Genomic DNA, 19206 nt, shown 5'->3' on the forward strand with positions numbered 1-19206 from the left:
TTGGAGACAAGCATGAAACCGAAATATTCCGCGCCGGCCGCCACGGCCGAATTTGCTTCGCCTGCCGATTCCACGAGCTTCGAAGCGCAGACTTACGCCAAGGTCGGACGGCGACTCATCCCCTTTCTGATGCTGTGCTATCTCGGCGCGTATCTGGATCGCGTGAACGTCGGCTTCGCCAAATTGCAGATGCTCAATGACCTGCGCTTCAGCGAAACCATCTACGGCGTGGGCGCAGGCATCTTCTTCCTTGGTTACTTCCTCTTCGAGGTACCGAGCAATCTCGTTCTTCATCGAGTCGGCGCGCGCAACTGGCTTGCGCGCATCATGCTCACGTGGGCGGTGATCTCGGCGAGCTTCGTGTTCGTCAAGTCGCCGACGATGTTCTATGTCCTGCGCTTTCTGCTCGGTGTCGCCGAGGCGGGCTTCGCGCCGGGCGTGATTCTCTATCTCACGTACTGGTTTCCCGCTGCGCGGCGCGCCAAGGCATTGTCGCTGTTCTTCATGGCCATTCCGCTCGCGGGCATGGTCGGCGGTCCGCTCTCCGGCTGGATCATGCATGCGCTTGCCGGTGCGCACGGACTTGCCGGATGGAAGTGGCTCTTCATGCTCGAAGCGTTGCCTTCGCTCTTTCTCGGCGTCGCGATCCTTTTCTATCTCGACAACAGCATTGCGCAAGCCAAGTGGCTCACGGATGCGGAGAAAGCCCTGCTCGCTCGCAACGTCGAAAAGGACAACGCGCAGACCGTGCAGCACGTATCGATTCGCGCGTTCATTGGCGACCGTCGCTTGTGGCTGATGGCATCGATCTACTTCTGCGTCGTCCTTGGACAATATGGGCTCACGTTCTGGCTGCCGACCATCGTGCGACGTGCCGGCGTGGCGGACCCGCTGTGGGTCGGCATCTTCACCGCGATTCCGTATCTGTGCGCCATCATCGCGCTGCCGCTCATCGGTTCGAGCGCCGACAAACGCCGCGAGCGGCGCCTGCATCTGGCCATTCCCATGCTCATCGCCGCAGCGGCGTTCGCCACCTTGCCGACGCTTGGCAGCGTGAGCGCGTCGATCATCTGTGTGAGCGTGGCGGCGGCAGGCATCCTGAGTTCATCGGCGCAATTCTGGTCGTTGCCAACGGCCGTGCTGGGCGGCATGTCGGCGGCGGCGGGCATTGCCGCGGTCAACTGCTTCGCCAATCTCGCGGGCTTCTTTTCTCCGGCCATCGTCGGATGGCTGAATGACTTCACGGGCAAATCGACGGCCGGTCTCATCTTCATCTCGATTGCAATCGTCGTGGGCGCGGCGCTGGTCTTTCTCGTGCCCGCCAAGACCGTGAACCGCTAAAGATTTTTCAAGGAGACAAACATCATGAGTAGTGCAGTCATCGAAGAGGTCACGCTCGCCGAGCGTGCCTACCGTATCCGCCGCAATGCGTTGTTGATGGGCGAAGTGCAAGGTCAAGGGTATATCGGCCAGGCGCTCGATATCGCCGACGTGCTGGCCGTCGCTTACTTCGGCGCGATGAACTATCGCCCCGAAGATCCCGAATGGGAAGAGCGCGACCGCTTCCTCTTGTCCAACGGTCACTATGCAATCGCGCTGTACGCTGCGCTCTTCGAAGCGGGCATCCTGCCGCAAGCGGAACTCGAGACCTACGGCAGCGACGACAGCCGTCTGCCCATGTCCGGCATGGCGAGCTATACGCCAGGCATGGAAATGTCGGGCGGCTCGCTCGGACAAGGGCTCACGATCGCGGTCGGCCGTTGCCTCGGTCTCAAGCGTAAAGGATCGAAGTCTTTTGTCTACACGCTCTTTTCCGATGGCGAATTGGACGAAGGCGCGATCTGGGAAGGGCTGATGTCGGCATCGCACTGGAAACTCGACAACCTCATCGCCATGATCGACGTGAACAATCAACAGGCGGACGGACCCTCGACGCAGATCATGGCGTTCGAGCCGCTCGTGCCGAAGCTCGAAGCGTTCGGCTGGTATGTGCAGCGCGTGACTGGCAACGACATCGACGCCGTCAAACAAGCGTTCGATAACGCGCGCAATTTGAAGGAAGCGAAGCCGCGCATCATCGTGTGCGATACGCGCATGGGCTGCGGCGTGCCGTTTCTCGAAGAGCGCGAAAAGAACCACTTCATCCGTGTCGATGCCGACGAATGGCAACTGGCGCTGCAGGCACTTGAACAAGGGAGACAAGCATGAGCGACACGCTGACACAAAAGCCGCGCCTGAAGACATCGGCGATGATCGCGTCCATCGCGAGCGAAGGACAGCTCACGCGCTCGGCGCCTTTCGGACACGCGCTGGTGGAACTTGCACGCACCAAGAGCAATGTGATCGGCATGACGGCCGACCTCGGCAAGTACACTGACCTGCATATCTTCGCGAAGGAGTTTCCCGAGCGCTTCTACCAGATGGGCATGGCCGAGCAGTTGCTGATGGGCGCGGCATCCGGCTTCGCGCATGAAGGCGCGCAGCCGTTCGTCACGACCTATGCCGTATTCGCGACGCGGCGCGCGTATGACTTCATCCACCAGACTATCGCCGAAGACAATCTCGATGTGAAGATCGTCTGCGCATTGCCGGGGCTCACCACGGGTTACGGTCCGAGCCATCAGGCCGCCGAAGACATTGCGTTGATGCGCGCCATGCCCAACATGACCGTGATCGATCCGTGCGACGCGCTCGACATCGAGCAGATGGTGCCCGCCATCGCCGCGCACAAAGGGCCTGTGTACGCGCGCCTGTTGCGCGGCAACGTGCCCGCCGTGCTCGACGAATACGACTATCAATTCGAACTCGGCAAGGCGAAGCTTCTGCGCAATGGCGCCGACGTGCTGATGATCTCGTCCGGGATCATGACCATGCGCGCGCTGGAAACCGCGAAGGCGCTCGAAGCCGACAACGTGGATGTCGCGGTGCTGCACGTGCCGACCATCAAGCCGCTCGACACCGAGACCATCGTGCGCGAAGCGCGGCGTTCGGGACGGCTCGTGCTCGTGGCCGAGAATCACACGGTGATCGGAGGGCTTGGCGAAGGTGTCGCTGCCGCGTTGCTGAACGCTGGCGTCGCGCCGCCGTTCAAGCAGATCGCCCTGCCCGATGCGTTTCTGGATGCCGGCGCGTTACCGACCTTGCATGACCGTTATGGCATTTCCACCCGCGTGATGAGCGAAACCATCAAAGGATGGTTGGGCTAACGGCACGAATGCGGGCGGGCGCGGCTCAACCGCGAGCCGCCTTGCCCCGCATGGGTTTCTTGACGGCGGGTGCATCGCCCGCCATTTCTTCCATCCACGAAAGCCCGTCCAGATACGCAAGAAAGTGCTGCAAATAAGCGGGTGAAACTTCGCGCATCAATGCAAGCGAACGATGCACCAGACTGCTCGAATTGAGCGGACCCGCGTTTTTCGGCACCCGCGCGAGAGACTCGTTCAGGCGCTGCTCGGCGCTGAGTCGGGCCCACACTTCACGGAAGTATTCGAGCAATTCGCTCTGTGAGGCATGCGCCACGCGCGCATTCATGTCGGCGACAAGCACGGCGAGCGGCGTGCTTTCAACCTTTCGTGACGGCTCGACAGGCGCGGCAAGTTGGACTTCTCGCGCGTAGTCATGGAGCAAGGTCTGCAAGCGCGCATCAAGCAAACGACGCGCCTCGCCACGCTGCGCGCTCGCTCTCCGTTCGAGCGAATCGATGAACGCGAAGCGCAGCGGACTCACGCGATCATCGCCCTGAACGCGCCATTCATCGAGCATTGCGCGTGCTTGCGAGCGCTCAGTCACCGCTTTACTCCACCGTTGGTCGGCCGCGGCACCGCTGAAATCTCGACTCGACGATTCTTCGCGCGACCCAGATCGTCGGCATTGGAACTGATCGGCTGCTCGGAGCCGAACGCCGCCGCGAATACGGACGACGATGGCACACCCGCGTCGATCAGCGCGCGCGTCACCGTCAAGGCGCGTTTGGCCGAGAGTTCCCAGTTGTCGGCGAAGCGGCGATTGCCTTCGTGCACCTGCTGATCGTCGGCGAAACCGCTCACCATCAGAATCTCTTCGTGCGAACCGAGATAGGCGGAAAGCGGTCCTGCAAGGCTCTTGAGCACATCACGCCCTTGCGGCTGCAACTGATCGGAATTCAACGCAAACAACACGCTGCCGCTAATGCCGATGCGCCCGTTCACCAGCGTCACGCGCCCCGACGCGAGCGGGCCAGCCAGCGCCTGCTCCAGCGTCTTGCGGCGCTGCGTTTCCATCTGCCGCTGCTTGACTTCGTTTTCCAGCCGCGTCGACAGTTGCAACTGCACGCCAATGACGCCGACCAGGATCAGCACGAACGCGCCCAGCAGTACCGACATGAGATCGGCGAACGCAGCCCAGATGGGCGCGGCGGCCTCCACGCCGCCATCGATCTCCTCGTTCATGCGGCCTTCGCTCCGGCGGCGCGCTGCCCCGCGATACGCTGCAGGTCTTCGACGATCTGCTTCTGCGAAAGCGTGCTCAGATCGATCACCTCACGCGCCTGCGCCACGTAATAGGCAAGCTGTTCGTCGCTGCGCGCAAGCGACTTGTCGAGCGCGGCCTCGATGCTCTTGAGATGCGCGACGAGCAGTTCGTTCGATGCGCCGAAAGACTGCACGGCGCCGCCGAGCGCATCGCCGAGACTCGCGACTTCGAGCGCGCCGCTCGTGACTTGCGCCGCGACCGCTTCGAGTTTGAGGGTCTCTGCCTCGACCTTGTCGGTGAACTGCGTGCCGACGCGCGCGAGCAGGTCCGATGACGAAGCGACGAGCGCATCGACGGCCACACGCTGTTCGTTCGACGTGTGATTCACCGCATCGAGCAAGGTTTCGAGCGTGGCGAGCAAGCGCGTGCGCTCGTCCAGCATGGCGTTGTCGTGGACCATGGATTCGCTGAGTTTCTCGCGCATCTGCGCAATCACATCGGCGGCGAGCTTCGGCGCTTCCGACGCCGCCGCGACCAGTCCTTCGATCTTCGCGATGGTGCCGCTTGCGCGCTTCTCGGCATCGGCGGCCATCTCGCTCGCGGTGCGCGCGAGCGTGTCGCAGATGTTCTGCTGACGCTCGGCGGCGAACGCGCTCGTCTCTTGCCATTGTTCGCGCTGGTTGGCGGCGAGCGTGGCGAGCGCATCGGTCCAGGCGTTCAGGCGCGCTTCGCTGTTCGATGCGATCTCGTCGCGCAAACCGGCGTGCGATCGATCGACGGCGAGCAGCAGCGAAGCGGCGTGTTCCTCGAAACTCGCCGTCGCTTTAAGCAACGCCTGCTCGTGTTGCGCGGCGAGATGCTCGCCGGTGCGCGTCTGTTGCGTGAGCGCTTCGCTCCACGTTTCGGCGAGCGTGGATGACGTGTGGTCGAGCCGCGCGGCGACGCCATCGATCAAACCGGACGCGCGTTGTTCGAACGTTTCGGCAAGACCATCGAGCGCGGCGCGCGTTCCCGTCGTCAACGCCTCGTTCGACTTTCGATGCCCGGCGAGCGACTGGTTCCAGTGCTCCGCGATCTCCGTCACCGAAGTCGTGAAGGCGCTCGTGATGCGTTCCATGCGCGCCGATACGCCTTCGAGCAACGCGGCCGAGCGCGTTTCGAAGCCCTGCGCGAAGCCGTCGAGCGACGTGCCCATGCGCGTGACGAGCGCTTCGTTCGACTGCCGATGTTTATCGAGCGAGTCTTGCCAGATGCCCGCGATTTTCGCCGACGAAGCCTCGAAGCCGCTCGACAAGCCATCCAGCTGCCGCGCCACGGCCTGTTCGATCTTGCCGTGCAAGGCTGCCGTCTCGCCCGCGATGCCGTCCATGGCGGATTGCATGATCGGTTGCAGCGCGCTGCTCGCGGCGCGCGCGCTGTCGGCGACGCTCTGCTTCAACGACTGTTCCACCGATGCCGCCAGCCGCCGATACGAAGTCTCGGTTTTGGCATGAAACGCATCCTGATTGGTCAGTTGCCGCTCGTTTGCCGCGATGCTCTGCTGTTCGATGGCGTGCATCATCGCTTGCAGGCGATCGACCAGCTTCGGCATGAGTTCGGCCTGCCGTTGCATCAGCTTCAGGCCTTCCTCGCGCCGATGCGTCTCTGTAAATACGCGCAGTGTCGTCGCAATCTTGAGGTCGAGGGTCTGCACGGCGTCGAGCCGTTCGCGGCGGCACAGCGCTGAAAGCAGGCCAAGCATGGCCGATGTCGCGACACCCGCGATCGATGTGCCGAACGCGAAACTCAGGCCCGTGACCGGCGCCGCGAGCGACGAGCGGATCGCCGAAAGATCGGTCGCGCTTTCCAGCGCCGCGCCGGTGCCGCGCAGCGTCACGACCATGCCGAGCAGCGTGCCGAGCATGCCGAGCAACACGAGCAACCCGACGAGATATGGCGCAAGCACAGGCGCCGGCAACGCGGCGCGCTCGCCTTCGACCCGCAAGCGCACCGCATTGCGCAAACCCACGGGCAGGCTTTCGAGCCAGACGGCAAGGCTCTTCGGCGTGACGGCGAGTTGCCGCAGCGCATGCGCGAATGCATAGGTGGTTTGCTGATAGCGCTGCAGTTCGGCCGCGCCCGCGAGGTAGCACGCGCCGATCAGGAGCGTGACGCAAAACGCGAGCGCATTCGAGCCGACATAGCCAATGGCGATTCCGCAAACGGCGGCAAGACCAGCGAGAAAGACGGCGACATTCAGGATATAGCGAGGCATGGCGTGGCTTTAGCGGGTTCGAAGGGCGGCAAGCAGCCCTTCGACCGGTTGAAAACGGACTTCGAGTTCGGCGAGCGAGACGTGGCGCATGTCGTCGCGAAAGGCATCGAGCCAGGCGTTCGACACGGGTGCGGCTTGGTCCGCGGCTGCGCGCTTCATGCGCTCGAAATACTTGCCGAGCAACACGGGCACGTGCGCGAGCAGGCTGCGTTCGCGTGCGCTCAACGCCTGTTCCATGACGGCATCGACGGCGGCGAGACGCGCCAGATCGGGCGATTGCGCCGCAAGCGCCGCGCGCAAGCGGCCGCGCAACAGGCCGATGTCGGTTTCCATGGTCTGCTGCAAGGACACATAGCGCTGGCGGAACGCCGCAAAGTCGAGCGAAAGATCGTCCGGAGGTGGCGTCGGCACGCGTGCGCGATGCCGTCCGGCTGCAGGCTTCTCGCCGCCCGCGACGGCATTCACCAGCGACGCGCGCATGCGCATGCAGGCTTCTTCCAGCGCGTGCGCACCTGAGTGCATTGGCACGAGAGGCGCCGGCGGCGCATCGGCGAGCGCGGTCGAAAGCGCGATCGCATCGGTCCAGCCGAGCCATTGGCTCAGGCGGTCCGAAAGCGATGCGGCGGGTTCGTGAACATCTAGGTTGGCGATGCGTGCCAGCAGACGCACGAGCGCCGGGCCGCTGAGCGCCGTGCGCGTCTGGGCTTGCACGATATGACCAGGGCAAAAGCTGCCTATTTTAACCGCTGACGCAGCGCCGGCCTCGATTTTGAGATGGAGGGACGCCGCACGTGCGTCACTGCGCTTTCGCGGGCAGGAAGGTGAACGACGGCGTCGTCACGAATTTATCCGCCGTCTCGCCCGAGAACACTTGGCCCGCGTCGATGGTCAGCTTCCTCACCGGCGCGCCCGGGCGCAGATCGACCTTGCTCAGAGACACCCAGAACGTGTCCGGGCGCGTGGCCGAATCGAAGTAATAGACGAGGTTGGTCTGGTCGGACACCGTGCGCCAGATCGTCGACGAGAGATTCGGCATGTTGTCGGAGCGAATGCCGAGCGGCACGCTCACCGAACGCATCACGCTCATCACGCTTGCCGCCGCCTGGAACGGATACGACTTCTGCGGCACGCCCGCCATGTAGTTCGGGTCGGCCTGCTTGGGGATCGAATTCATGAGGAACGACGCGCGCACGAAGCGGTCCGCCGCGCGGTTCGTGCCCGGCAGGAACGCCGTGCCGCTGACGCCTTTCCAGTATGCGTCGATGGCGAGCTGGTCTTCATACGCCGGTGAATTCGTCACCACCTTGTACTGCTTGCTTTGATGGATGATCAGTTTGCCCTTGATGTACTCGAAGATCGCGGAGTCGCCGCGCGCGTCCGAGAGCGCCAGATGGATGGTGAGAGGCTTGCCGTCCGGCAAAGGCGGCGCGATGATCTGAAACGGCTCGCGGCTCAGCACATAGACCGCTTGCGCGACCGTCGCGAAATTGTCGAGCGCGTACTGGGCCCACAGGCTGATGGAGAGCGGATCGCGTTTCGGGTCGGGTTTGCCGTAGTCGCTCTCGGCGAGATAAAGCGCATTCGCGACGAGTCCGCGTTCGTTCATGCCATCCACGGTGCCGATGTCGTAGCCCGATACCACCACGCTCCCGTACTTCGCTTTCCATTTGGTGGAACGCTCGCCGGCGTTGCCATCGCGCTCGATGCCGGCAGGCATCACCCAAAGGTTGGACCGCATGTCTTCGGACCAGTCCATCGTGCGGCCCGTGATGGTGAGTTTGTCGCCGACATACAGCGCGCGCGTACAGGCGAGAGCAAGCGAGGTGGACAACCAAGCAAGTGCAAAGAGACAGACGAGCTTCCGGGTGAATCCTCGGGTCATGGCAACAGTTCCGTTTATCGTTTCGAATTCTGAATGAGGACGGCGAAACCCTTTCGCGCGATGAACGGCGGCGCGTTTCTAGAGGTGACGCCGCGCCGTCTTCAGAAATAGGGGAATTCACAGCGTTTGTAAAGACGAAATGCCAAGCACGCTGAACATCGGCGCCAAAGGTGAGCCAGCTTAACCAACCGGTGAAAATTACCTAAACAAATACAATGAATCAATAGCTTCAGGATTTTTTCCCGCACGTCGTCAAGTGAGCAGGAGCGGCAGAGTAACAGGCCCGCTTTCAATCACACGCATTTTCGGAGAATAGTGCGGCGTCGAATATCGACTTCGCAACCGACCCGGCCGCCAGGCAGTCATAGCGATACGGTAATCGCGACGGTGATGTTCTGAGCGCGTGGGTATCGGCTCAACCCACGCGCCTTTATGGACGTCGATGCGCTTCTCGCGATGCAGCGCATCTGTAACCTACTTCACGGTATCCAGCGCCTTGACGATCGCATGCGCCGCCGCGACGCGTTCCGGAATAGGGAAGTTCTTGTTCGCCAGAAACACGATGCCCACGTCCTCTTCCGGCACGAATGCCAGATAAGCACCAAAGCCGTTGGTCGAACCCGTCTTGTTGATCCACACGTCCTGACGCGGTTTCATCGGCGGGTCGAGGCGCGTGGCGGGATGCGCTTCCAGCGCCATCGAAGATGAATTGCCGTCGAGCAACGCCTGCAGTTCGACCGGATACGGATACTGCTCCCAGATCAAATCCTGCGTCATCGGCGCGGTTTGAAAGTAGCCCGTATGCGTGGCGACGATCGCGCGTTGCAGTTTTGCATCGATACGTCCTGCTTCGTTCATGTTGGCCAGCAAGAAGCGCGTCATGTCGCCAGCAGTCGACTTCACGCCATAAGCCTCGGACGACAACACGCCCGGCGCCATGCGAATGGGCGCGCCGTCCTTCGCATAACCTTGCGCGTAATCGTGCTTGCGCGAAGGCGGCACGTCGATGAACGTGTTCTTCAATCCCAGCGCCGGAAAAATGCGCTGCTGCATGAGCTGATCGAAATCGGCATTCATGCTCTTCGCCGCGATGAACCCCAGCATGCCGATACCCGGATTCGCATACGTGCGGCACGTGCCCGGCTCGCACGAAGGTTTCCACGCCTCGAAATACTTGATCAGTTGCGCGTTGTCGTGAATGTCGTCGGGGACTTGCAGCGGCAAGCCGCCCGGCGTGTGCGTGCCGAGTTAGACGAGCGTCACGTCGTCGCCGAAACGGCTGCCGCGCAGCGACGGCACGAAGCGGCTCACGTGATCGTCGAGAGAGAGATGGCCGGTCACTTCGGCATAGGAAGCGAGCGTCGCCGTGAACGTCTTGCTCACCGATCCCAGTTCGAACAAGGTATCGCGCGTGACGGGCCTCGCGCCTTCCTTCGACGCCACGCCATAGTTATAGATATGCGTCTTGCCATCGAGTACGATCCCCACCGCCATGCCCGCAATGCCATTGCGAGCCATCAAGGGCTCGATGGTGCGATCGACGGTCTGCCTGATGGCCTTGTCGCTCGCCGCCGCCGCATTCGCCGCTTGGCTCGCGCCGATGGAAAAAATGGCCGTTGCCAAAAGGCTCAACGTCCCGATCCTGATCATGCAACGTCTCCGTTTAAGTGTGACTACTTCCGCGCCCGTCTCAGGCCAGCGGATAAATCGTCCATCACCGGCACCGCCGCAAAGAGCAGCAGCAAGGCCGCAAGCGGTACGGTCGCGATGAACCCGAGATGCGCGAAGCCTACCGCGCCTGCAAAGCCGCCCGCGATGAACATCGCGAAAAGCGAACTCAAGAGCGCGAGCCGCGCATGATTGGCGCACACATAGCGCTCGTCGTCGCGCCCGACGCGCCGGTTCCAATACAGACTCTTGCCCAGCTCTATGCCGATATCCGTGACGAGCCCCGTCACATGCGTCGTGCGAATCTCGGCTTTCGATATCTTGGTGATCATCGCGTTCTGCAGGCCCATCACGAAGCACAGCAGCATGACGGTCATCGGCACGTCCCAGAAACGATGCGCCTCCAGATTCGCGCCGAGCACGCCGAACACCAGCAGGAGGCAAGCTTCGAGGACGAGCGGAACCGCGAACACGCTATGCGCCGCGCGCTGGCGTCCCCAGTTGATGAGCAACGCGGAAGTCGCGGCTCCCGCGACGAATGCGAGCACCGCGCTCATCGCCGAGAACACGAGCGCCGCTTGCCCGAGCACGAAATTATCCGCGATCGACGACACCAGCCCCGACATGTGCGAGGTGTATTGACCCACGGCGAGAAAGCCGCCCGCATTGGCCGCGCCCGCCACGAAGGCCAGCGCGCAACCGAGGCGGCGGTTGGCCGACTGCGTGCGGCTGGGCGAAGTCAGGCCCCGGAGATAGGCGATCGGCATGACGTTTCCCGCGCGATGAAGAGACAAAAAAGATAACACGAGCGTGCCGCGATATTTTTGATCGATAGGACGCTAACGAATAAAACTGCCGATATAATCGCGCCCCATGAGCCATCTCGACCTTCTGCGCCGCTCCGTCAGCAGCACACTCGTACTTGCCGCGCGGCGCTGGCGGCGTACGAGTCATGGCGTGCTCGCGTCCTATGGCGTCTCTGAAGCGTGCGCGGTGCCACTGCTCACGGCCAACCGGCTCGGTGAGGGCGTGCGGCAAGTGACGCTCGCGGAGCATGTCGGTATCGAGGGACCGTCGCTCGTGCGTCTGCTCGACCAGCTATGCGCGGCCGGACTCGTGCGGCGCGACGAAGACCCCGAAGACAAGCGCGCCAAGACCATCACACTCACCGACGAAGGCCGCGCCGTCACCGCGCGCATGGAAGAGCGCCTGATGTCGCTGCGCGCGCGGCTGCTCAAGGGCGTGAGCCGCGAGGACCTCGAAACCACGCTGCGCGTGCTCAACGCGTTCAGCGCCACGCTCGACACCGTGCCCGCACGCGATGACGGCAAGAGCGGAGCGCGCACGCCATGAACTTCCCGTCCGCGCGCGAGTGGCTCTTCTCCGGCAAGACCTTCGCCGCCGCGATGATCGCGCTTTATATCGGCCTCGCGCTCGAACTGCCGCGCCCGTACTGGGCAATGGCCACGGTCTATATCGTCTCGAACCCGTTCGTCGGCGCGACGCGCTCGAAGGCTTTGTATCGCGCGCTCGGCACGGCTATCGGCGCGGCGGGCGCGGTGCTGATCGTGCCGCCGTTCGTCGAGTCGCCGTTTCTGTTCAGCGTGATCGTCGCGCTATGGACGGGCTCCCTGCTCTTTCTCTCCATGTTCGACCGCACCGCGCGCAGCTACGTGTTCCTGCTCGCGGGCTATACGCTGCCGCTGATCGCGCTGCCTTCCGTGTTGAACCCGGCCACCGTGTTCGATCTCGCGATCTCGCGCACCGAAGAGATTCTGCTCGGCATCGTGGTGGCGAGCATCGTCGGCTCCGTGGTGTTTCCGAGCCGGCTCGCGCCGACGCTCGTCGAGCGCACCGACGCGTGGTTTCGCGACGCCGCGTTCTACGCGAGCGAATCGCTCTCCGGGCGGCTCGCGGGGGCCGCCATCTCGGCGGCGCGGCAACGGCTCGCCGCTACGGTGAACGGCCTCGAAGTGCTGTTGAGCCAGTTGACCTACGACCATACGCGGCCGGATATCGTGAGCCGCGCGCGCGCCTTGCAAGGACGCATGCAGATTTTCTTGCCGCTGATCTCGTCGATGGCCGACCCGCTCATCGAACTGATCGATAAACGCGGCGCGGGCACGCCGGAGTTGCAGGCGCTGCTGCAAGACGTGGCTGCGTGGGTCGCCGCGCCCATGCCCGATTCCGCCGAGCCGACCGCCGTCGAAGCCTTCGCGCGCACGCCGGATGCGCTGCGTGCCCGCGCCGAAGCCATGCGGCCATCCGCCGAAGGACTTGCGAGCGAGAACGGCGCACTGCTCTCCAGCGCGCTCTGGCGGCTCACCCAAGTCATCGACGTATGGCAGGACATCCGCAGTTTGCGCCTCGCCATCCTGAACGACACTCACGAATGGCAACCGCGCTTTCGTCACTGGCGTCTTGGCGGCACCGCGCGCTTCTTCGATCGCGGCATGATGCTGTTCTCGACGGGCGTGGCGGTCAGCGCGATCATCGTCGCGTGCGGCTTGTGGATCGAATCAGGCTGGAACGACGGAGCCGGCGCCGTGACGCTCGCCGCTGTCGCCTGCTGCTTCTTCGCGGCGCTCGACGAACCCGCGCCCCAAGTGTTCGCGTTCTTTCTCGCCACCTGCATGAGCGTGGTGCTGGCCGGTCTCTATGTGTTCGCGGTGCTGCCGCACGTGCACGACTTCGCCATGCTCGTGTTGATCTTCGCGATACCGTTCCTGATCATCGGCACGCTGATTCCGCGGCCGCGCTTCAATCTCGTCACCATGCTCGTGGCCGTCAACACGGCGACCTTCATCAGCATCCAAAGCGCCTACGAAGCGGACTTCTTCGTGTTTCTCAACAGCAATCTGGCGGGCGTCGCGGGACTTCTGTTCGCCTTCGTCTGGACGCGCGTGACGCGGCCCTTCGGCGCGGAACTGGCCGTCGCGCGGCTCACGCGCTCGGCGTGGCGCGATATCGTCAGGAGCACCTTGCCCGAAGCCTTTCACGACCAGCGCAACTTCTACTCGCGCATGCTCGACCGGCTGATGCAGGTGCTGCCGCGTCTCGCCGCAACGGATGCGCACCGGCATCCGTCCATCGAAAGTTTTCGCGATTTTCGCGTGGCGCTCAACGCGCTCGATCTGCGCCGCGCGCGCCGCAAGATGTCGGTGGAAGTGCAATCGTCCATCGACGATGTGCTCGCCGGCGTTCGCCAGTATTTCCAGCATTGCCTCGAACGGCGCGCGCGTCAGCCGGTGCCGGGCACGCTCATTCAGACCATCGACGCCGCCGCGCGGCAAGTCGTGGCGGCCAACAGCGTCGCGGAAGAAGCCGCGCCCGTCGCGTCGCGCGGCGAGCGTTCGTTGCGCGATACGCTGCATGCGCTCGTCGGCATCCGGCTTTCGCTGCATCCGCCCGCTGTCGATAAACCCGCCAACGAACGTCAGGAACCCGCGTGATGCCGTCTCGAACGCTCTCTTCGGATCGACTCGCATGATCGGCGAAATCGATATTCTCGGCGTCTTCGTGCCCGCCGTGCTCGTGCTCATGTTCATCGCTTATCTGGTGAACCTCGTGATTCGCACGGTGCTCGCACGCGTGGGCTTCTATCGTTTCGTGTGGCATCGCTCCGTTTTCGATCTCGGCATCTACGTCTTGGTGCTGGGGCTTGTCGTCGTCGTTTCGCATCGGCTCATCCCGTGAAAAAAACCTGGTTCTCCGTCGGGCAGATTCTGCTCACGCTCATCGTCGTCGCAATTGCAGGCGCGGTCCTGTGGAAGCTGGTCGATTACTACATGTTCGCGCCCTGGACGCGCGATGGCCACGTGCGCGCCGACGTCATTCAGGTCGCGCCGGACGTGGCCGGTCTCATCACCGATGTCAAGGTCGTCGACAACCAGCAAGTCAAACGCGGCGACGTGCTCTTCGTGATCGATCAGGCGCGCTACACGCTCGCACTGCGCAACGCGCAAGCCGCCGCGCAACAACGCCGCGCCACGCTCGATCAGGCGAAGCGCGAGGACGTGCGCAATCGCTCGCTCGGCAATCTCGTTGCGCGCGAGGTCGTGGAAGAAACGCATTCGCGCGTCGAACAGGCCGCTGCCGCGCTCGCGGATGCCGACGTCGCCATCGATACCGCGCGGCTCAATCTGCAGCGCACCGAAGTGCTGAGCCCGGTCGACGGTTATCTCAACGACCGCGCGCCGAAAGTCGGCGAATACGTCGCCTCGGGCCGCGCCGTGCTGTCCGTGGTCGATATGAACTCCTTCCGCGTCGATGGTTACTTCGAAGAGACCAAGCTGCATGGCATCGACATCGGCCAACCGGTGGATATCAAGGTGATGGGCGAGCCAAATCTCCTGCGCGGTCATGTGCAGAGCATCGTGGCGGCAATCGAGGATCGCGATCGTCAGCAAAGCTCGAGTCTTCTGCCGAACGTGAACCCTGCGTTCAGCTGGGTGCGGCTCGCGCAGCGCATCCCCGTGCGCGTGACGCTCGATGAGATTCCCGCCGATTTCCGCATGATCGCGGGACGCACGGCGACGGTTTCGGTACGCGGCATCGGCCCGACGGTCGGCGCGCGGCCCGCTTCGAACACCGTGCCCGCTCAGGCCACCGCGCCTGCATCGCCGGTGGCGGCGCATGCGGCTTCGGGTGCTTCGGGTGCTTCGGGTGCTTCGGGTGCTTCGGGTGCCTTCCGATGAAACACCGCGTCATCTCCATGCCTAAGCGACCCAAGCGACCCAAGCTGCTCAAGCGCTGCGGCCTCACGCTTCTTGCTTCCACGCTCGCGCTTGCCGGCTGCATGACCGTCGGACCGAATTACAAGCTGCCCGACGGCGCGGTCGTCAACCGGGACTACGCGAATGCCGCCATCGATGGAGCCGATCGAGCGCCCGTCACGCAAGGCACGGTGCCCGCGAAGTGGTGGCGTCTCTACGACGATCCCGCGCTCGACGAGCTCGTCAACGAAGCGCTGCTTTCGAATTCCGATCTGCGCGTGGCGGCGGCGAATCTCGCGCGTTCGCGCGCCGAAGTGGAATTCGCCAATCAGCAAGGCGGCTTCTCGTCCAAGTCGTCGGTGGGGTTTCAGCGCGCGCAGGAATCGGCGGAGCAGTATCTGCTGACCGAAAAGCTTCCGGTCGTCAATGAAGGCGTGCTCGACCTGAGCGTCTCCTATGAATTCGATCTCTTCGGCAAGCTCAAGCGCGGTGTTGAAGCCGCCAATGCCGATGACGAAGCCATCGAAGCCGCCCTCGATCTCGCGCGCATCACCGTGGTCGCCGATGTCGTGCGCGCGTATGTCGATTCGTGCGCGGCCGCCGAAGAGCTCGGCATCGCGCAACGATCGCTGTCCTTGCAGAAGCAGCGTGTGACGCTATCGCAGCGTCTGCGCGATGCAGGCCGTGGCAATCAGTCCGAGGTTACGCGCGGACAAACGCAGTCCGACACGCTCGCCGCCGACATCCCGCGTTATGTGGCGCGTCGCCGCGTGGCGCAGTATCGGCTCGCCATGCTGCTCGCGCGTCCTGCCGCGCAATTGCCGCGTGCCACGCTCGCCTGCAAGAAGGCGCCGCATGTGCGGCAGCCGATTCCGGTCGGCGACGGCGCGGCGCTGCTCAGACGCCGACCCGACGTGCGGCAGGCGGAGCGGCAACTGGCGGCATCGACGGCGCGTATCGGCGTGGCGACGGCGGCGCTTTATCCTTCGGTGAGTTTCGGGGCATCGGTCGGGTCGGTGGGCGTTGCCGAAGACTTGCTCGGCGCCTCGACCAACCGGTGGGCTTTCGGTCCGCTCATCAACTGGAACTTTCCGATCAACGGTCAGCGTGCGCGCGTGCGCCAGGCCGAGGCGGCATCCGGCGGCGCGCTCGCGCATTTCGACGGCGTCGTGCTCAACGCGCTGCGCGAAACGCAAAGCGCGCTTGCGAACTACGCGTCCGACACCACACGCGCCGACGCATTGCGCACCGCGTACAAGTCGGCGGTCGAATCGGCCGATGAAACGCATCGGCTGTATTCGGCGGGACGCGAATCCTTTCTCTCGGATCTCGACGCCACGCGCACCTTGACGAGCGTCGCCGCGCAAGTGGCGGCGGCCGAAGCGCAGGTCGCGCAGGATCAGGTCACGCTGTTTCTTGCGCTTGGCGGCGGATGGGAACGCGATGAAGAAGTGGCGGTGGGGGGCGGGGGTAAGTAATCGTGCTCCTTGGGCATCGACTGGAACCAGGTCGATGCCCGAGCGCATCGACTTGCAGTCCGCTATTCCCGACACTGGTTTTCCCTAATCAAAAACAAATTAGCGCGGGTTTGTATAGCGTATTAAATCTGAACAAGTCATTACGCTTATCAAAGCCTTATAAATTCGCCTGAAGATAATCACGCAATCAGGCTTGTACGTGTAAATCCCAATACTGATTTTCTCCGGCTTGTCACAAGCCATTCACCGGGAAACACCAAGCCAGATAATCGCCTTCAGGAATCCGCATGAATTTTTGAAGGCTGGCATGCACCACGATTGGATATGTGGGCTTCCGCGCATACCAGCAACCTACCCGCTGATACGGTTGCGACACGCACAATCCTCGCCTCTCTCACGGTCCATATCGATCGGCGGCACCTTCGCGAGACGGCTCGGCAGGCCGTTACCAGCATGTCGTCTTCAAGCCTCGTTTGAATTAACCATAAGATTCGGGATCTGCTCACATGATTGCGAGTGATAAATCGTCTGAAGAAGCCGGCGTTGAATCCGATGACGAAATCCCTTTCGCTGCGCTGATTGATACGATTATTAACCACCGCATTCTTATTAGCACGGTGGTTTGTCTCGCGCTATTGATTGGCGCCGCGTATGCCTATCTAAGTCCACCGATTTTTCAATCCGCCATTCTCATCAAGGTGGATGACAACAAGGACGTTTCCAATTCACGCGCTGGCGACCCTTTAAGCAATATGTTGCCGACACTCGATGACCGCTCTTCCGCTGAAGGCGAAATTCAGGTGCTGGGTTCGAAGCTCGTCGTCTCGCGCGCCGTCGACGCACTCAAGCTCTATATCAGCGCGCGGCCGTTGCGCCTGCCCTTCATCGGCAGCCGTCTGGTTCATCACGACGGCTCGCTATCCGAGCCGGGCCTCTTCGGCTTCGGCCATTACACCTGGGGCGACGAATCCATCAGCGTCACGGACTTCGACGTGCCGCGCTCGCTCGAAGGCCAGAACTTCCTGCTCACGGCCGGCAGCGATGGCGAATACACGCTCGGCCACCCGGCGCTCGGCGCGCCCGTGACGGGCAGGGTGGGCGAGATTCTGGAAGCGCAAACCGCCAAGGGGCCGGTCAGGCTTTTCGTCTCTTCGCTCAAGGGCAATCCTGGCGCCGGCTTCAACGTCAATCATTACTCGCGTCAATTGACCATCGACGCGATTCAGAACCAGCTCAAGATCAGCGAACAAGGCAACAAGTCGAGCGTGCTGAAGGCGACGCTGGAAAGCGCCGATCCCGTGCAAGTGGCCGCGACCATCAACGAGATCGGGCGGCAGTATGTGCGTCTCAACGGCGACCGCAAGGCGGTGATCGCGGAGAACTCGCTCACTTATCTGCAGCGCCAGTTGCCCGTGCTCAAGCAACAGATGGAAGAAGCGGAGAACGCGTACAACACGTACCGCGACGCCAACTCGCTGCTCGATTCGGACGAAGCCAACCGTCTGCTGCTCAAGCAGACAGCCGACGCCAACGGGCAACTGCTGGCCTTGCGCCATACCCGCGACGATCTCGCCACGACCTTCTCGCCTTCGCATCCGCGTGTGGTCGCGGTGGACCGGCAGATCGCCGCGACTCAGCAATTCCTCGAAAAACTCAACGACCGCACCCGCTCGATGCCGATGGCCGAGCAAGGCGCACTGCGCCTCCTGCGTAACGTGCGCGTGAATACCGATCTCTATACGGCGCTGCGCAACAACATCGAAGAGATGATGCTCATCAAGGCGGGCAAGGCGGCATCGGTGCAACTGATCGATATCGCCGACGTGCCCGAACAACCGGTCAAGCCAGTCAAGCTACTGGCGCTCGCCATCGCGCTCGTGCTCGGTCTCTTCTTCGGCATCGGGCTCGCGATGCTTCTGGATCGCGTCTTCCGTGGCGTCACGGACACGCAGGAGATCGAGATCGAGACGGGCCTTTCCGTATTCGCAACCATTCCGAAGAGCGCGCGGCAAGCTGCGCTGACGACCGCCATCGGTGGTTCCGCGCCGCGTCAGGCCGTGCTCGCCGCGCAGTTCCCGAAGGACCCGACCGTGGAGGCGCTGCGCATCCTGCGCTCCGCGTTGCAATTCACGCTGGTCGGCGCGCGCAACAACGTCGTGATGATCGCCGGGCCGCTGCCGGGCGTGGGCAAGTCGTTCCTTTCGGCGAATCTCGCCACCGTGCTGGCTTCGGGCGGCACGCGCGTGCTCCTGATCGACGCCGACTTGCGCAAGGGTTATCTGCACAAGCAGTTCGGGCTCGATCCGGGACCGGGTCTCGCCGACATGCTGGCGGGCAACCGCACGCTCGAGGCCACCGTGAATCGCCAGGTGTTTCCGAACCTCGATGTGCTGCAAGGCGGTCCTTATCCGTCGACGCCGGCCGAGCTGCTTCTGCGAGCGAAGTATCGCGAAGTGATCGACGAGGCATCGAAGGCCTACGACATCGTGCTGGTCGACGCGCCGGCCGTGCTCGCCGTATCCGATGCAGGCGCCATTGCGCCGGCCGCAGGCAGCATTTTTCTGGTTTCGTCTTACGGGCAGACGCGCGTCGGTGAAATCAAGGAATCGATCAAGCGCCTCAATCAAACCGGCGCACGCGTGACGGGCGTGCTGCTCAACAGCGTCGCATTGCATACCGCCAATACCGCGCTCGCGGGGCGCTACGGCAGCAGCGCTTATGTCGCGCATAACTACGAGTCGGCGCCCGACTGAAGCGAGA

General features: G+C 63.0%; 15 protein-coding genes and 1 pseudogene. 9 read left to right on the plus strand and 7 right to left on the minus strand.

What is annotated here, in order from left to right:
• The first annotated feature begins 12 nt into the window (after window positions 1-12).
• From NCR40_RS22545 to NCR40_RS22555, 3 genes are read left to right on the plus strand one after another with little or no spacing between them, the layout of a single operon-like run.
• Window positions 13-1341 carry an MFS transporter gene (locus NCR40_RS22545; protein ID WP_244830166.1) on the plus strand — a complete coding sequence of 443 codons (1329 nt, stop codon included), beginning with the start codon at window positions 13-15 and terminating at the stop codon, window positions 1339-1341.
• 24 nt (window positions 1342-1365) lie between these two features.
• A complete protein-coding gene (locus tag NCR40_RS22550; protein WP_244830165.1) occupies window positions 1366-2208 on the plus strand; it encodes a transketolase in 843 nt (280 codons plus the stop codon).
• Entirely contained in the window at window positions 2205-3206 is a 1002-nt protein-coding gene (locus tag NCR40_RS22555; RefSeq protein WP_250510697.1) for a transketolase family protein, read from the plus strand. The genes NCR40_RS22550 and NCR40_RS22555 overlap by 4 nt, the downstream gene beginning before the upstream one ends.
• 25 nt (window positions 3207-3231) lie before the next feature.
• Here NCR40_RS22555 and NCR40_RS22560 read toward each other — a convergent pair whose 3' ends face one another.
• The 7 genes and pseudogenes from NCR40_RS22560 to NCR40_RS22590 form a co-directional block, all read right to left on the minus strand.
• Window positions 3232-3789: a DUF2894 domain-containing protein gene (locus tag NCR40_RS22560; RefSeq protein WP_244830163.1), complete on the minus strand. Its 558-nt coding sequence runs from the start codon at window positions 3787-3789 to the stop codon at window positions 3232-3234.
• Window positions 3786-4427 carry an OmpA family protein gene (locus NCR40_RS22565; protein ID WP_244830162.1) on the minus strand — a complete coding sequence of 214 codons (642 nt, stop codon included), beginning with the start codon at window positions 4425-4427 and terminating at the stop codon, window positions 3786-3788. The genes NCR40_RS22560 and NCR40_RS22565 overlap by 4 nt, the downstream gene beginning before the upstream one ends.
• Complete coding sequence (locus tag NCR40_RS22570; protein ID WP_250510698.1) at window positions 4424-6703, minus strand: DUF802 domain-containing protein; 2280 nt, start codon at window positions 6701-6703, stop codon at window positions 4424-4426. Before NCR40_RS22570 ends, NCR40_RS22565 begins: the two co-directional genes overlap by 4 nt.
• Window positions 6704-6712: 9 nt before the next feature.
• On the minus strand, window positions 6713-7417 hold the full coding sequence (locus tag NCR40_RS22575; protein ID WP_250510851.1) for a DUF3348 domain-containing protein: 705 nt from the start codon (window positions 7415-7417) through the stop codon (window positions 6713-6715).
• A gap of 82 nt (window positions 7418-7499) precedes the next feature.
• Window positions 7500-8585, minus strand: coding sequence for a linear amide C-N hydrolase (locus NCR40_RS22580; RefSeq protein WP_250494111.1), 1086 nt, complete (start codon window positions 8583-8585; stop codon window positions 7500-7502).
• A 474-nt stretch (window positions 8586-9059) separates the two neighbouring features.
• Window positions 9060-10235: pseudogene (gene ampC, locus NCR40_RS22585) on the minus strand (class C beta-lactamase).
• Between the two features lie 23 nt (window positions 10236-10258).
• Window positions 10259-11020 carry a YoaK family protein gene (locus tag NCR40_RS22590; RefSeq protein ID WP_250468407.1) on the minus strand — a complete coding sequence of 254 codons (762 nt, stop codon included), beginning with the start codon at window positions 11018-11020 and terminating at the stop codon, window positions 10259-10261.
• Between the two features lie 106 nt (window positions 11021-11126).
• Between NCR40_RS22590 and NCR40_RS22595 the strand changes: the two genes are divergently transcribed.
• The 6 genes from NCR40_RS22595 to NCR40_RS22620 all read left to right on the plus strand — a co-directional run bounded on the left by NCR40_RS22595 (window position 11127) and on the right by NCR40_RS22620 (window position 19199).
• Window positions 11127-11606, plus strand: coding sequence for a MarR family winged helix-turn-helix transcriptional regulator (locus NCR40_RS22595; protein WP_250510699.1), 480 nt, complete (start codon window positions 11127-11129; stop codon window positions 11604-11606).
• Window positions 11603-13705, plus strand: a complete 2103-nt coding sequence (locus NCR40_RS22600; RefSeq protein ID WP_250494113.1) for an FUSC family protein — start codon at window positions 11603-11605, stop codon at window positions 13703-13705. The genes NCR40_RS22595 and NCR40_RS22600 overlap by 4 nt, the downstream gene beginning before the upstream one ends.
• A gap of 34 nt (window positions 13706-13739) precedes the next feature.
• A complete protein-coding gene (locus NCR40_RS22605; protein WP_244830156.1) occupies window positions 13740-13949 on the plus strand; it encodes a DUF1656 domain-containing protein in 210 nt (69 codons plus the stop codon).
• Complete coding sequence (locus tag NCR40_RS22610; protein WP_250510700.1) at window positions 13946-14950, plus strand: efflux RND transporter periplasmic adaptor subunit; 1005 nt, start codon at window positions 13946-13948, stop codon at window positions 14948-14950. Before NCR40_RS22605 ends, NCR40_RS22610 begins: the two co-directional genes overlap by 4 nt.
• Before the next feature lie 17 nt (window positions 14951-14967).
• A complete protein-coding gene (locus NCR40_RS22615; RefSeq protein WP_284507836.1) occupies window positions 14968-16446 on the plus strand; it encodes an efflux transporter outer membrane subunit in 1479 nt (492 codons plus the stop codon).
• A 506-nt stretch (window positions 16447-16952) separates the two neighbouring features.
• Window positions 16953-19199 (plus strand): polysaccharide biosynthesis tyrosine autokinase, encoded by a 2247-nt coding sequence (locus NCR40_RS22620; protein WP_244830154.1) that lies wholly within the window; start codon window positions 16953-16955, stop codon window positions 19197-19199.
• The last annotated feature ends 7 nt before the right edge of the window (window positions 19200-19206 follow it).

This window comes from Caballeronia sp. GACF4, from assembly GCF_023631025.1.
GTDB lineage: Bacteria > Pseudomonadota > Gammaproteobacteria > Burkholderiales > Burkholderiaceae > Caballeronia.

Coding starts and splice junctions, on each gene's coding strand:
- NCR40_RS22595 (WP_250510699.1), top strand. CDS start 11,127: ATGAGCCATCTCGACCTTCTGCGCCGCTCCGTCAGCAGCACACTCGTA.
- NCR40_RS22615 (WP_284507836.1), top strand. CDS start 14,968: ATGCCTAAGCGACCCAAGCGACCCAAGCTGCTCAAGCGCTGCGGCCTC.
- NCR40_RS22550 (WP_244830165.1), top strand. CDS start 1,366: ATGAGTAGTGCAGTCATCGAAGAGGTCACGCTCGCCGAGCGTGCCTAC.
- NCR40_RS22555 (WP_250510697.1), top strand. CDS start 2,205: ATGAGCGACACGCTGACACAAAAGCCGCGCCTGAAGACATCGGCGATG.
- NCR40_RS22580 (WP_250494111.1), bottom strand. CDS start 8,585: ATGACCCGAGGATTCACCCGGAAGCTCGTCTGTCTCTTTGCACTTGCT.
- NCR40_RS22565 (WP_244830162.1), bottom strand. CDS start 4,427: ATGAACGAGGAGATCGATGGCGGCGTGGAGGCCGCCGCGCCCATCTGG.
- NCR40_RS22570 (WP_250510698.1), bottom strand. CDS start 6,703: ATGCCTCGCTATATCCTGAATGTCGCCGTCTTTCTCGCTGGTCTTGCC.
- NCR40_RS22620 (WP_244830154.1), top strand. CDS start 16,953: ATGATTGCGAGTGATAAATCGTCTGAAGAAGCCGGCGTTGAATCCGAT.
- NCR40_RS22600 (WP_250494113.1), top strand. CDS start 11,603: ATGAACTTCCCGTCCGCGCGCGAGTGGCTCTTCTCCGGCAAGACCTTC.
- NCR40_RS22590 (WP_250468407.1), bottom strand. CDS start 11,020: ATGCCGATCGCCTATCTCCGGGGCCTGACTTCGCCCAGCCGCACGCAG.
- NCR40_RS22605 (WP_244830156.1), top strand. CDS start 13,740: ATGATCGGCGAAATCGATATTCTCGGCGTCTTCGTGCCCGCCGTGCTC.
- NCR40_RS22545 (WP_244830166.1), top strand. CDS start 13: ATGAAACCGAAATATTCCGCGCCGGCCGCCACGGCCGAATTTGCTTCG.